Genomic DNA, 13,311 nt, shown 5'->3' on the forward strand with positions numbered 1-13,311 from the left:
GACGCATTCTGGAAGAATCAAATTAGGTAAAGGTGAATATGGGTAAAGCTCTTGTCATCGTTGAGTCCCCGGCAAAAGCCAAAACGATCAACAAGTATCTGGGTAATGACTACGTGGTGAAATCCAGCGTCGGTCATATCCGTGATTTGCCGACCAGTGGCTCAGCAACTAAAAAGAGCGCCGACTCAACCTCCACCAAAACGGCTAAAAAGCCCAAAAAGGATGAACGTGGCGCTCTCGTCAACCGCATGGGTGTTGACCCGTGGCACAACTGGGATGCGCGCTATGAAGTGCTGCCTGGTAAAGAGAAAGTTGTTTCTGAACTGAAGCAACTGGCTGAAAAAGCCGACCACATCTATCTCGCAACCGACCTTGACCGCGAAGGGGAAGCCATTGCATGGCACCTGCGGGAAGTGATCGGCGGCGATGACACCCGCTACAGCCGCGTGGTGTTTAACGAAATTACCAAGAACGCTATTCGTCAGGCGTTCGAAAAACCGGGCGAACTGAACATCGACCGGGTTAACGCGCAACAGGCGCGCCGCTTTATGGACCGCGTGGTGGGCTATATGGTGTCGCCGCTGCTGTGGAAAAAAATTGCGCGTGGTTTGTCTGCAGGCCGCGTACAGTCGGTTGCTGTACGTCTGGTGGTTGAGCGTGAACGTGAAATCAAAGCATTTGTCCCAGAAGAGTTCTGGGAAATTGGTGCTGACACGACCACGCCTGGTGGCGATGCTTTGCCGCTTGAGGTGACGCATCAGAATGATAAACCGTTCCGCCCGGTCAACCGGGAACAAACGCTTGCCGCTGTTAGCCTGTTGGAAAAAGCGCGCTATAGCGTTCTGGAACGTGAAGATAAACCGACCAGCAGCAAGCCGGGCGCGCCGTTTATTACCTCCACGCTACAGCAGGCTGCGAGCACGCGTCTGGGCTTTGGCGTGAAGAAAACCATGATGATGGCACAGCGCTTGTACGAAGCGGGTTACATCACCTATATGCGTACGGACTCAACAAACCTGAGTCAGGACGCCGTCACCATGGTTCGCGATTACATCAGCGATAAGTTTGGTAAAAAATATCTGCCGGAGAGCGCAAACCAGTACGCCAGCAAAGAGAACTCTCAGGAAGCGCACGAAGCTATCCGTCCCTCCGATGTCGCCGTACAGGCGGAATCACTGAAAGACATGGAAGCTGATGCGCAGAAACTGTACCAGTTGATCTGGCGCCAGTTTGTTGCCTGCCAGATGACGCCGGCGAAATACGATTCCACCACCTTAACCGTGGGCGCGGGTGATTTCCGCCTGAAAGCGCGTGGTCGTATTCTGCGTTTCGATGGCTGGACCAAAGTGATGCCTGCGCTGCGTAAGGGCGATGAAGACCGTATCTTACCGGCGGTGGATAAAGGCGATACGTTGACGCTTGTCGAACTGACGCCAGCGCAACACTTTACCAAACCGCCTGCTCGTTTCAGTGAAGCCTCGCTGGTTAAAGAGCTTGAAAAGCGTGGTATTGGTCGTCCATCAACGTATGCGTCGATTATTTCCACGATTCAGGATCGCGGCTATGTTCGCGTTGAGAACCGTCGCTTCTATGCTGAAAAAATGGGTGAAATTGTCACCGATCGTCTGGAAGAAAACTTCCGCGAACTGATGAACTACGATTTTACCGCGCAGATGGAAGACAGCCTCGACCAGGTGGCAAATCACGAAGCCGAATGGAAAGGCGTACTCGACAACTTCTTCACCGATTTTACTCAGCAACTGGATAAAGCTGAGAAAGACCCTGAAGAAGGCGGTATGCGTCCGAATCAGATGGTGCTGACCAGCATTGATTGCCCGACCTGCGGACGCAAGATGGGTATTCGTACCGCCAGCACCGGCGTTTTCCTCGGCTGTTCCGGCTATGCGCTGTCGCCGAAAGAGCGCTGCAAAACCACCATTAACTTGGTGCCGGAAAACGAAGTGCTGAACGTGCTGGAAGGCGACGACGCGGAAACGAACGCTCTGCGCGCCAAACGTCGTTGCCAGAAGTGCGGCACGGCGATGGACAGCTATCTTATCGATCCTAAGCGTAAGCTGCATGTATGTGGTAATAACCCTACCTGCGACGGCTATGAGATCGAAGAGGGTGAATTCCGTATCAAGGGTTATGACGGTCCTATCGTTGAGTGCGAGAAATGTGGCTCTGAAATGCACCTGAAAATGGGGCGTTTCGGTAAGTACATGGCGTGTACCAACGATGAGTGCAAAAACACCCGTAAGATCCTGCGTAACGGTGAAGTCGCTCCGCCGAAAGAGGATCCGGTTCCGCTGCCGGAACTGCCGTGTGAAAAATCTGACGCGTATTTTGTGTTACGTGATGGCGCTGCAGGTATCTTCCTGGCGGCAAATACGTTCCCGAAATCACGTGAGACCCGCGCGCCGTTAGTGGAAGAGCTGTACCGCTTCCGCGATCGTCTGCCGGAAAAACTGCGTTATCTGGCAGACGCGCCGCAGACGGACCCGGACGGCAACAAGTCCATGGTCCGTTTCAGCCGTAAAACCAAGCAGCAATACGTTGCCGCTGAGAAAGACGGTAAGGCGACCGGCTGGTCCGCGTTTTTTGTTGACGGTAAATGGGTTGAAGGGAAGAAATAACGGCATTCCGCCTGAATTTCTCCTTAAAGGGTCGCGTATGCGACCCTTTTTGTTTCTGGCGTATTATTTTTTGTCATGCCTATACAGCTTACATAGAAATGATATAGTGGTTATAGTTAACACGTTTTTTATTATTAAATCGTATTAGCAGCGCTAACGAGCCTGCTTTGAAACGATGATCTGATGGCATAAATCGGGATGGCTTAACATGAAATTACAGCAGCTTCGCTACATTGTTGAGGTGGTGAACCACAACCTTAATGTCTCCTCAACGGCGGAAGGGCTTTATACCTCCCAGCCAGGCATCAGTAAGCAAGTTCGTATGCTTGAAGATGAACTTGGCATCCAGATTTTTGCCCGTAGCGGTAAGCACCTGACGCAGGTTACGCCAGCGGGGCAGGAAGTCATCCGTATTGCGCGTGAGGTACTGTCGAAGGTGGATGCCATTAAGTCCGTTGCCGGCGAACATACCTGGCCGGACAAAGGCTCGTTATACATCGCGACGACCCACACACAAGCACGTTACGCACTGCCAAACGTGATTAAAGGTTTTATTGAGCGATACCCTCGCGTCTCTTTGCACATGCACCAGGGATCGCCGACGCAAATCGCCGAAGCCGTTTCGAAAGGGAATGCAGACTTTGCCATTGCGACAGAAGCCCTGCATCTGTATGACGATCTGGTGATGCTGCCTTGCTATCACTGGAACCGCTCGATCGTCGTGACGCCGGATCATCCGCTGGCGGGAAAAGCGTCCGTTTCTATTGAAGAGTTAGCGCAGTATCCGCTGGTCACCTACACCTTCGGTTTTACCGGGCGTTCGGAACTGGATACCGCGTTTAATCGTGCGGGTCTGGAGCCGCGGATAGTTTTTACCGCTACCGATGCCGATGTCATTAAAACCTATGTGCGTCTGGGCCTCGGCGTGGGGGTGATTGCCAGCATGGCGGTTGATCCCGTCTCCGACCCTGATCTTGTACGTGTTGACGCGCACGATATCTTCAGTCATAGCACCACCAAAATTGGTTTTCGTCGCAGCACGTTTTTACGCAGTTACATGTATGATTTTATTCAACGTTTCGCGCCACATCTGACGCGAGATGTGGTGGATACTGCGGTGGCGCTGCGTTCTAATGATGATATCGAAGCCATGTTTAAAGATATTAAATTGCCTGAGAAATAATACCAGCTGTTACCTCGTCGGTATCCTCCGGCATAAAGCGATACCGACGGGAAACACTGAACTAATTGATAATTTACAGTGAATAAATTAACCATATATAGTTTATGGAAAAGGTTCTCTAAAGTAGTTTCAAATTAGTCAGCTTGCCAAAAATTCCTTTCAAATATTTATAACCGATCAAACAATCGATTTATTTATCAGGACGAGTCAGAAAATTAACTGGCTTTTTTTCGCCTTTTTTATTAGGATTTCTCCTATCTGATGATTAATTGTACCGATTGTTTGGTGCCTAAATGATAAGTGATTTCGATAGTATGAGGTTAGCGATGCCTTCAGGAAACCAGCCTGCACGCAGGGATCCCGCGATGAAACGTAAAGCCTGGTTTGCTGTTTTTCTCGGCTCCGCTGTGTTCTGGATTGTCGTCGCGCTCGTGGTCTGGCAAGTGTGGGGGTAGGTCATGTCCGCACCGGAACAACACGCCACCGTAACGCCATCTCCTCATGAAAATGAACAAGAGAGCAAGAGCGGCGCAGAGAATGGGCCGGAAATCCCCACCTCCTGGACGCTTTCCCCGGAACAACGCGCGTTTATTGATCTGTTTACTGATGATGAACAGAAACAGTAATTAATACGAATTTTATTGTCATTATTATTCGCCCTCTGTCTGATACTTCGTATGACTTATTACATGCAATCGCGATGTCCCCGCTAATCAGCATATTATCGATTGCATACATACCTGTTACACATTAAGCCTCATAGCCTTCGCTCTCGAACCTTCTCCTCGTAATTTACGCCACACTCCGCTTTTCCTATGTTCTCCACTTTTATCAATTTGAGTTGTTATCAAAGCGTTACATTTTGTTTGTGTTATCTTTAATACTAACCCTGAAGAAAATCAGGGGATCCAACCCTGTCATTTAAGGAGGAGCTATGTCGTCGACCCTACGCGAAGCCAGTAAGGACACATTGCAGGTTAATGATAAAACCTACCGTTACTACAGCTTGCCTCTGGCCGCACAAACACTGGGTGATATCACCCGCCTGCCTAAATCGTTAAAAGTTTTGCTGGAGAACCTGCTTCGCTGGCAGGACGAAAATACCGTTACCGAAGACGATATTCATGCCCTGGCGCGTTGGCTGGAAACCGCGCATGCCGATCGTGAGATTGCCTATCGACCCGCTCGCGTTTTGATGCAGGACTTTACCGGCGTACCCGCAGTGGTCGATCTGGCCGCTATGCGCGAAGCGGTAAAACGTTTGGGCGGGGATACGGCAAAAGTGAATCCGCTTTCGCCAGTGGATCTTGTGATAGACCACTCCGTAACGGTGGATCGTTTCGGTGATGATGACGCTTTCGAAGAGAACGTCCGTCTGGAAATGGAACGTAACCATGAGCGCTATGTGTTCCTGAAATGGGGACAGCAAGCATTCAGTCGCTTCAGCGTTGTGCCGCCGGGAACGGGGATTTGCCACCAGGTTAACCTTGAATATTTGGGTAAAGCTGTCTGGAGCGAATTACAAAACGGTGAATGGGTGGCTTATCCGGATACACTGGTCGGTACCGATTCCCATACTACGATGATAAATGGTCTCGGTGTGCTGGGCTGGGGCGTCGGGGGCATTGAAGCCGAAGCCGCGATGCTGGGCCAGCCGGTCTCAATGCTTATCCCTGACGTGGTGGGCTTCAAGCTGGTAGGTAAACTGCGGGAAGGTATCACCGCAACCGATCTGGTGCTGACCGTCACCCAAATGCTGCGTAAGCACGGTGTGGTTGGGAAATTTGTTGAATTCTATGGCGATGGTCTGGACACCTTACCTCTGGCCGATCGGGCAACCATTGCGAACATGTCGCCGGAATATGGCGCAACCTGTGGTTTCTTCCCGATTGATGACATCACTCTTGAATATATGCGCCTGAGCGGACGCAGTGAGGAACAGGTCGAACTGGTCGGCGCTTATGCTAAAGCGCAGGGGATGTGGCGTAACCCAGGCGATGAACCCGTATTTACCAGCTCGCTGGAGCTGGATATGGGGAGTGTGGAGGCGAGCCTTGCCGGGCCGAAACGTCCGCAGGATCGGGTTGCACTCGCTGATGTCCCGAAAGCGTTCTCGGCGAGTAACGAGCTTGAAGTGAATAGCTCGCTAAAAGATCGTCAGCCAGTGGACTATACCATGAACGGGCATCAATACCAGTTGCCGGATGGCGCGGTAGTGATTGCGGCGATCACCTCCTGTACCAACACCTCTAACCCAAGCGTATTGATGGCGGCGGGGCTGCTGGCGAAGAAAGCGGTTACGCTTGGTCTGAAACGTCAGCCGTGGGTTAAAGCCTCGCTGGCGCCTGGCTCCAAAGTAGTTTCTGACTATCTGGCGCAGGCGGGGTTCACACCGTATCTGGATGAGTTGGGCTTTAACCTCGTGGGTTATGGCTGTACCACCTGTATAGGTAACTCCGGGCCGTTGCCAGACCCGATTGAGACGGCCATCAAAAAAGGCGATCTCACGGTTGGCGCAGTGCTTTCCGGCAACCGTAACTTTGAAGGACGCATCCATCCGCTCGTCAAGACGAACTGGTTGGCGTCTCCGCCGCTGGTAGTAGCTTACGCGCTGGCGGGGAATATGAATATCAACCTGACGAAAGATCCGTTAGGTCATGACAGAAAAGGCGATCCCGTTTACTTGAAAGATATCTGGCCAACTGCGCAGGAAATCGCCCGAGCCGTTGAGCAGGTGTCTACCGCTATGTTCCATAAAGAGTATGCCGAAGTGTTTGAAGGCACGCCGGAATGGAAAGCGATTCAAGTTGATCGGGCTGACACCTATGGCTGGCAGTCGGACTCGACCTATATCCGTTTGTCGCCGTTCTTTGATGGTATGCAGGCTACGCCGGATCCGGTGCAGGACATTCATGGCGCCCGCATTCTGGCGATGTTAGGCGACTCGGTGACCACCGACCATATTTCTCCGGCAGGTAGCATTAAAGCGGATAGCCCGGCCGGTCGGTATTTGCAAAGCCACGGCGTTGAGCGCAAAGACTTTAACTCCTACGGCTCCCGACGCGGAAACCATGAAGTGATGATGCGCGGTACTTTTGCCAATATTCGTATTCGTAATGAGATGGTGCCAGGCGTGGAAGGCGGGATGACGCGGCATTTACCGGGGACGGAAGTGGTGGCAATCTATGATGCCGCCATGCAGTATCAACAGGAGAATGTTCCACTGGCGATCATTGCCGGTAAGGAATATGGTTCTGGCTCCAGTCGTGACTGGGCTGCGAAAGGCCCACGCTTGCTGGGGGTGCGCGTGGTTATTGCTGAGTCCTTTGAGCGAATTCACCGTTCTAACCTGATCGGCATGGGGATTCTACCGCTTGAGTTCCCTCAGGGGATTACGCGTAAAACGCTGGGATTAACCGGTGAGGAAGCGATTGATATTACGGACCTGCAAAACATTAAACCGGGGGCGACAGTTCCGGTGAGTTTGTCTCGGACTGATGGGCGTAAAGAGGTGATTTTGTGTCGTTGCCGCATCGATACCGCGACGGAGTTAACTTACTATCAGAACGACGGTATTCTGCACTATGTCATTCGTAATATGTTGAAATAACATATAAAAAGCCTGCGTTAGCAGGCTTTTTTATGTGCCAGGTAAACGGAAATTATTTATTTAACAAATGGCCCATCTTCGCGGCTTTGGTATCCAGATAATGTTCATTATTCGGATTACGACCCACAATCAGCGGTACGCGTTCAACGATATTGATACCCGCTTCGGTCAGAATTTCCACTTTCTTCGGGTTATTGGTCAACAAACGTACCTCGTCAACGCCCAGCAGCTTGAACATGTCCGCACACAGCGTGAAATCACGCTCGTCTGCCGCAAATCCTAACTGATGATTGGCTTCAACCGTATCATAACCCTGGTCCTGCAACGCATAGGCGCGGATTTTATTTAGCAGGCCAATGTTGCGTCCTTCCTGACGATGATAGAGTAGAATGCCACGCCCTTCTTCAGCAATGTGGGACAGGGCCGCTTCGAGCTGGAAACCGCAATCGCAACGTAGGCTAAACAGCGCATCGCCAGTCAGACACTCAGAGTGGACACGCGCCAGGACAGGCGTTTGGCCTGTAATATCGCCAAAAATCAGCGCGACATGATCGTGTCCGGTTGCCAGTTCTTCAAATCCCACCATCAGGAAATCGCCCCAGGGGGTTGGCAGTTTGGCTTCTGCCACACGTTTAAGCTGCATGTAATTCTCCAGATTATGCTGGCACTGTCGTGCCGTCGCCTGTTGGCTTCTGTTCTGTATTGCACTATTTTGCCATAAGCCAGCGATGTTCACCTAATTGCGACAACGGATTCGCTTTTGGAATGGCACAAAATTGTCAATTTTTCCGGCGTGCGCATTTTTCAGTTATGATTGTGAGACTTATCGACGAAAGGAGAGGCAATGCTTTCAATTGCAAAGCGCACCGCAGTCGGCGCCGGGCTGCTGCTTATCATGCCGGTTGCTGTATGGGTATCAGGTTGGAGTTGGCAACCAGGGCATAATGTCTGGTGGTTAAAATCCTTGTACTGGGTAACGGAAACGGTGACACAGCCATGGGGAATTATCACTCATGTAGCGCTCTGTGCATGGTTTTTGTGGTGTTTGCGTTTTCGTCTGAAAGCAGCGGTAATGCTGTTTGCGATCTTGGCAGCAGCGATTTTAGTTGGGCAGGGCGTGAAGTCCTGGGTTAAAGACAGGGTGCAGGAACCGCGGCCATTTGTCGTATGGCTGGAAAAAACGCACCATATTCCGGTTGATGAGTTCTACACTTTAAAACGTAAAGATCGTGGGAACTTAGTCAAAGAACAATTAGCCGAACAGCGGGACGTGCCAACGTTCCTACGTAAGCACTGGCAAAAAGAAACAGGGTTTGCTTTTCCATCCGGACATACGATGTTTGCTGCCAGTTGGGCTTTGTTGGCGGTAGGATTGCTGTGGCCACGCAGACGTACGCTGACTATTGCATTCTTGCTCATCTGGGCAACGGGTGTGATGGGGAGCCGTTTGCTGCTCGGAATGCACTGGCCCCGTGATTTGGTGGTCGCAACGCTGATTTCCTGGCTGTTGGTGACCCTGGCAACCTGGCTTGCGCAGCGGATATGCGGGCCTTTAACACCGCCAGTACAGGAGACAAAAGAAATTGCGCAGCGTGAACAAGAAAGTTAGCTATGATTGATTTTTCGAATTTTGCCCTTAAATCAGAAGGCATAAAGCGCTTTTCCATTTCGCACTCGGTGTGAAAATGGTAATTTAAAGGGCTCAACGCGGTAAGTTGGACACGATTTATTCGCTCAAACCACATAACGGGAAGTAATGTGAAATATTTACTCATTTTCTTACTGGTGTTGGCGATTTTTGTTATTTCGGTGACATTAGGTGCGCAAAACGATCAACAGGTTACGTTTAATTACCTGCTGGCTCAGGGTGAGTATCGTATCTCTACGCTGCTTGCTGTATTGTTTGCCGCAGGTTTTGCGATTGGTTGGCTAATTTGCGGCCTTTTCTGGCTGAAGGTTCGAGTGTCTCTTGCGCGCGCCGAACGTAAAATCAAACGACTGGAAAACCAGCTTGCGCCTGCGACCGACGTTGCGGTATCCGCCGATTCGTCGGTTGTAAAGGAATAATTATTTATGTTGGAGTTGTTGTTTCTGCTTTTACCTGTAGCCGCTGCCTATGGGTGGTATATGGGTCGCAGAAGTGCGCAACAAACAAAGCAGGATGAAGCTAACCGACTTTCCCGTGACTATGTCGCCGGGGTTAACTTCCTCCTGAGCAACCAACAAGATAAAGCGGTGGATCTGTTCCTCGATATGCTGAAAGAGGATACGGGCACCGTTGAGGCTCATCTCACCCTCGGAAACCTGTTCCGTTCGCGCGGTGAAGTCGATCGTGCAATCCGCATCCACCAAACCCTTATGGAAAGCGCCTCGCTGACCTACGAACAGCGTTTGCTGGCAGTGCAACAACTGGGCCGCGATTACATGGCCGCCGGCCTGTATGACCGTGCGGAAGATATGTTCAATCAGCTGACCGATGAAACCGATTTTCGCGTTGGCGCATTACAGCAGTTGCTGCAAATTTATCAGGCAACCAGCGAATGGCAAAAAGCCATTGACGTTGCAGAGCGTCTGGTAAAGCTTGGCAAAGACAAACAACGCATTGAGATAGCGCATTTTTACTGCGAACTGGCGTTACAGCAAATGGGCAACGACGATATGGATCGTGCCATGACGCTGTTGAAAAAAGGGGCGGCAGCAGACAAAAACAGCGCCCGCGTTTCCATCATGATGGGGCGCGTATATATGCTGAACGGCGATTACTCCAGGGCGGTTGAAAGTCTGCAACGGGTGATTTCTCAGGATAAAGAGCTGGTCAGTGAAACGCTGGAAATGCTGCAAAGCTGCTACCAGCATTTGGGCAAAAACGATGAGTGGGCAGAGTTTTTACGCCGTGCGGTTGAGGAAAACACAGGTGCCGCCGCTGAACTGATGCTTGCAGATATCCTTGAGGCGCGTGAGGGGACTGATACCGCTCAGGTTTATATCACTCGTCAGCTGCAACGCCATCCTACGATGCGTGTATTCCACAAGCTGATGGATTATCATCTTAACGAAGCGGAAGAAGGGCGTGCCAAAGAGAGCCTGATGGTGCTGCGCGATATGGTCGGGGAGCAGGTACGTAGTAAGCCGCGCTATCGCTGTCAGAAATGCGGGTTCACGGCTTATACGCTGTACTGGCATTGTCCATCCTGTCGTTCATGGTCAACCATTAAACCTATTCGCGGGCTTGATGGACTGTAATTTTTAAAAAACATTCAATTTAGTTACAACATCCTAATGAAGTATAACCATCCCATCATCAACCTCCGCTGCCAGCTCGCCGGGCAGAAATGTAATCGTGCCTGTTAATTTTCTATTGCCGCAGGTAGAATGCACGCCGTTTACCCATTTTGCGCCACCGGTGGCGCCCATCCTCAGGAAGGTCTGGTCATGACGTTTACTGCTTCATCTTCTTCTCGTGCTGTTACTGATTCTCCTGTCGTTGTCGCTCTTGATTACGCAAATCGTGATAAAGCATTAGCTTTTGTCGACAGAATTGATCCTCGTGATTGCCGTTTGAAAGTGGGCAAAGAGATGTTCACGCTTTGTGGACCTCAGTTGGTTCGTGAACTACAACAACGTGGTTTTGATGTCTTTCTTGATTTGAAATTTCATGATATTCCCAATACAACTGCACATGCCGTAGCTGCAGCTGCCGACCTCGGCGTGTGGATGGTTAACGTACACGCCTCTGGCGGGGCGCGCATGATGACGGCTGCCCGTGAGGCCCTGGAGCCTTTTGGTAAGGATGCGCCATTGCTAATTGCTGTGACGGTTCTGACCAGCATGGAAGCCAGCGATCTCGCCGATCTCGGTGTGACGTTGTCACCAGCAGAGCATGCTGAAAGACTGGCGCGTTTAACTCAACATTGCGGGCTGGACGGTGTCGTATGCTCAGCGCAGGAAGCGGTACTATTCAAACAGGCGTTTGGACAGGCATTTAAGTTAGTGACGCCGGGTATTCGCCCTGAAGGCAGCGAAGCGGGCGATCAGCGTCGTATTATGACGCCAGAGCAGGCGCAGTTAGCCGGTGTGGATTACATGGTGATTGGTCGTCCGGTCACGCAGTCTGCTGACCCGGCGCAGACGCTGAAGATGATCAATGCCTCTCTGAAAAGAGGTGTGTAAATGAGCGATTCAAACTCTCGCCTGGTCTATTCAACCGACTCCGGGCGAATTGAAGAACCGAAGGCCGCCCCTGAGCGTCCAAAGGGTGATGGTATTGTCCGCATTCAACGCCAGACCAGTGGCCGCAAAGGGAAGGGCGTGTGCCTGATTATCGGTATTGATCAGGATGATGCTGAACTGGCTAAATTAGCCGCGGAACTGAAAAAAAAATGTGGTTGCGGTGGGGCGGTAAAAGATGGTGTGATTGAAATTCAGGGCGATAAACGTGACCTGATAAAATCATTGCTGGAAGCCAAAGGCATGAAAGTTAAACTGGCTGGCGGTTAATAAAAAGCCACGGAGATAATCCGTGGCTTTTTAAAATACAGAGCTGAAAAAGTAAACGTTTAATTATATCGAGCTGGTCAACCGTAAATTATTTACCTACCTGATGGCCAATAATACCACCGACAGCAGCACCACCCAGCGTACCCAGCGCGCTGCCATCCGTCAGGACTGCACCACCTACTGCACCCGCACCAGCCCCGATAGCGGTGTTACGGTCGCGTTTGGACCAGTTAGAGCAGGCGCTCAGAGACATTGCCAGAGTAAGCGCCAGAATGGCTGCGGTCATTTTTTTGCTCGTTACTAACATAATACTTTCTCCTGAATTATTGATTCACGGAATCCAGTGTTCTTTAAGGATAGCGCTAAATCGTGACTATCAAAGATATTTCCGTGTAACCGTTTAGCGAAAGCATGACAACCAATATCCTGCAGTTGGATGTTCGCTCCTGTTATATCGCTAACATTAATTTTACGAGTTTATCCTGTTAACAACAGGTAAAAAGTCTTAATTGGGTTGTCAGATAACTCTCAGAGAAGAGATGATTTGCCTGCCGACAAATCATCTTGCGCAGGTATTATGCGTTGGTATCAATGATATTGACGGTTAATCCTGAATGCTCAAGCTGCATTTGTACGCTGGCGCTGAGCTTAGAGTCCGTCACGACGCGGCTGAACCGCTCTAAAGGCCCCAGGGTGTAAGGGTGAATAGCGTCGAATTTTGAGCTGTCGGTAAGCACAATAACCTCTGCGCCTTTTTCCAGTACCGCATTAACCACATCAGAACGCATCATATCGCGTCCGGTGAAGCCGGTATCTGCCTGCCAGCCATCAATGCCGATAAAGGCCTTACTGAAGTGTACCTGCTGGATAAACTGGCGAGTTAAGGGGCCGACCATGCTCTCACTTTTTTTCTGATAAATCCCACCAAGGAGAATCACTTCACAGGGCGTTTCTTTGAGCAGGTGAGCGATGTAGCTGCTCACCGTAATGATAGTGACATCTTTTTGCTCCGCCAGCGTTCTGGCCAGGAGCGCGTTGCTGCTGCCGTTCTCAATGAATACAGACTCGCCGGGGCTGACCAGCGATGCAGCGAATTCAGCCAGCTCACGTTTTAGCGTGAAATTGGTCATCATACGCGTTTCCACATCATCGCTGTTTAACGAAACAGCAAATCCGTGCGCACGGCGTAAATAACTCTGTTTTTCCAGCGTATTCAGATCCTGTCGAATCGTCACTTCTGAAACGCCGGTGATCTTTGCCAGATCGGCGACGCTCATCTGACCTTTATCGGTCACCATCTGCAAAATAGATTGTTGTCGGGAATTCATAGTATTAATTTTTATAGCAATGTCGTATCGGAAAATAAACGGAAGTCTGCTGATAGC

13 protein-coding genes are annotated in these 13,311 nt (G+C 50.7%); 10 read left to right on the forward strand and 3 right to left on the reverse strand.

Translation table 11 applies throughout. The features are described 5' to 3' along the window. Window positions 1-38 precede the first annotated feature (38 nt). From topA to acnA, 5 genes are all read left to right on the forward strand, one after another. The gene (topA, locus tag FDW92_RS09625; protein ID WP_042308078.1) at window positions 39-2,636 is read left to right on the forward strand and encodes a type I DNA topoisomerase; all 2,598 of its coding nucleotides are present in this window, start codon (window positions 39-41) and stop codon (window positions 2,634-2,636) included. Window positions 2,637-2,844: 208 nt separating this feature from the next. Continuing rightward, window positions 2,845-3,819, forward strand: a complete 975-nt coding sequence (gene cysB / locus FDW92_RS09630) for an HTH-type transcriptional regulator CysB (protein ID WP_042308079.1) — start codon at window positions 2,845-2,847, stop codon at window positions 3,817-3,819. Window positions 3,820-4,133: 314 nt separating this feature from the next. Next, complete coding sequence (locus tag FDW92_RS09635; RefSeq protein ID WP_213083790.1) at window positions 4,134-4,274, forward strand: YmiA family putative membrane protein; 141 nt, start codon at window positions 4,134-4,136, stop codon at window positions 4,272-4,274. A 3-nt stretch (window positions 4,275-4,277) separates the two neighbouring features. Continuing rightward, window positions 4,278-4,445, forward strand: a complete 168-nt coding sequence (locus FDW92_RS23045) for a hypothetical protein (protein WP_167371244.1) — start codon at window positions 4,278-4,280, stop codon at window positions 4,443-4,445. 308 nt (window positions 4,446-4,753) lie between these two features. After that, window positions 4,754-7,429, forward strand: a complete 2,676-nt coding sequence (acnA, locus tag FDW92_RS09640; RefSeq protein WP_042308081.1) for an aconitate hydratase AcnA — start codon at window positions 4,754-4,756, stop codon at window positions 7,427-7,429. A 52-nt stretch (window positions 7,430-7,481) separates the two neighbouring features. On the opposite strand, the gene ribA is transcribed toward acnA, so the two are convergent. Then, on the reverse strand, window positions 7,482-8,072 hold the full coding sequence (gene ribA, locus FDW92_RS09645) for a GTP cyclohydrolase II (RefSeq protein WP_038640958.1): 591 nt from the start codon (window positions 8,070-8,072) through the stop codon (window positions 7,482-7,484). Between the two features lie 201 nt (window positions 8,073-8,273). On the opposite strand from ribA, the gene pgpB reads away from it, so the two are divergent. From pgpB to yciH, 5 genes are all read left to right on the forward strand, one after another. Beyond that, window positions 8,274-9,038 (forward strand): phosphatidylglycerophosphatase B, encoded by a 765-nt coding sequence (gene pgpB / locus FDW92_RS09650; protein WP_042308084.1) that lies wholly within the window; start codon window positions 8,274-8,276, stop codon window positions 9,036-9,038. Between the two features lie 149 nt (window positions 9,039-9,187). Then, a complete protein-coding gene (locus FDW92_RS09655; RefSeq protein WP_006684318.1) occupies window positions 9,188-9,496 on the forward strand; it encodes a LapA family protein in 309 nt (102 codons plus the stop codon). 6 nt (window positions 9,497-9,502) lie between these two features. Next, window positions 9,503-10,672 (forward strand): lipopolysaccharide assembly protein LapB, encoded by a 1,170-nt coding sequence (gene lapB / locus FDW92_RS09660; RefSeq protein ID WP_038640951.1) that lies wholly within the window; start codon window positions 9,503-9,505, stop codon window positions 10,670-10,672. A gap of 189 nt (window positions 10,673-10,861) precedes the next feature. Further along, on the forward strand, window positions 10,862-11,599 hold the full coding sequence (pyrF, locus tag FDW92_RS09665) for an orotidine-5'-phosphate decarboxylase (RefSeq protein WP_137400616.1): 738 nt from the start codon (window positions 10,862-10,864) through the stop codon (window positions 11,597-11,599). Beyond that, window positions 11,600-11,926, forward strand: a complete 327-nt coding sequence (yciH, locus tag FDW92_RS09670; protein WP_042308087.1) for a stress response translation initiation inhibitor YciH — start codon at window positions 11,600-11,602, stop codon at window positions 11,924-11,926. Window positions 11,927-12,014: 88 nt separating this feature from the next. Here yciH and osmB read toward each other — a convergent pair whose 3' ends face one another. Then, the gene (osmB, locus tag FDW92_RS09675; RefSeq protein WP_038640946.1) at window positions 12,015-12,233 is read right to left on the reverse strand and encodes an osmotically-inducible lipoprotein OsmB; all 219 of its coding nucleotides are present in this window, start codon (window positions 12,231-12,233) and stop codon (window positions 12,015-12,017) included. A 268-nt stretch (window positions 12,234-12,501) separates the two neighbouring features. Continuing rightward, window positions 12,502-13,254, reverse strand: a complete 753-nt coding sequence (locus FDW92_RS09680) for a DNA-binding transcriptional regulator YciT (RefSeq protein ID WP_042308090.1) — start codon at window positions 13,252-13,254, stop codon at window positions 12,502-12,504. Between the last annotated feature and the right edge of the window lie 57 nt (window positions 13,255-13,311).

The organism is Citrobacter sp. wls706, from assembly GCF_005281305.1.
GTDB lineage: Bacteria > Pseudomonadota > Gammaproteobacteria > Enterobacterales > Enterobacteriaceae > Citrobacter > Citrobacter werkmanii.

Coding starts and splice junctions, on each gene's coding strand:
- cysB (WP_042308079.1), top strand. CDS start 2,845: ATGAAATTACAGCAGCTTCGCTACATTGTTGAGGTGGTGAACCACAAC.
- pyrF (WP_137400616.1), top strand. CDS start 10,862: ATGACGTTTACTGCTTCATCTTCTTCTCGTGCTGTTACTGATTCTCCT.
- FDW92_RS09680 (WP_042308090.1), bottom strand. CDS start 13,254: ATGAATTCCCGACAACAATCTATTTTGCAGATGGTGACCGATAAAGGT.
- yciH (WP_042308087.1), top strand. CDS start 11,600: ATGAGCGATTCAAACTCTCGCCTGGTCTATTCAACCGACTCCGGGCGA.
- osmB (WP_038640946.1), bottom strand. CDS start 12,233: ATGTTAGTAACGAGCAAAAAAATGACCGCAGCCATTCTGGCGCTTACT.
- ribA (WP_038640958.1), bottom strand. CDS start 8,072: ATGCAGCTTAAACGTGTGGCAGAAGCCAAACTGCCAACCCCCTGGGGC.
- topA (WP_042308078.1), top strand. CDS start 39: ATGGGTAAAGCTCTTGTCATCGTTGAGTCCCCGGCAAAAGCCAAAACG.
- pgpB (WP_042308084.1), top strand. CDS start 8,274: ATGCTTTCAATTGCAAAGCGCACCGCAGTCGGCGCCGGGCTGCTGCTT.
- FDW92_RS23045 (WP_167371244.1), top strand. CDS start 4,278: ATGTCCGCACCGGAACAACACGCCACCGTAACGCCATCTCCTCATGAA.
- FDW92_RS09635 (WP_213083790.1), top strand. CDS start 4,134: ATGAGGTTAGCGATGCCTTCAGGAAACCAGCCTGCACGCAGGGATCCC.
- acnA (WP_042308081.1), top strand. CDS start 4,754: ATGTCGTCGACCCTACGCGAAGCCAGTAAGGACACATTGCAGGTTAAT.
- lapB (WP_038640951.1), top strand. CDS start 9,503: ATGTTGGAGTTGTTGTTTCTGCTTTTACCTGTAGCCGCTGCCTATGGG.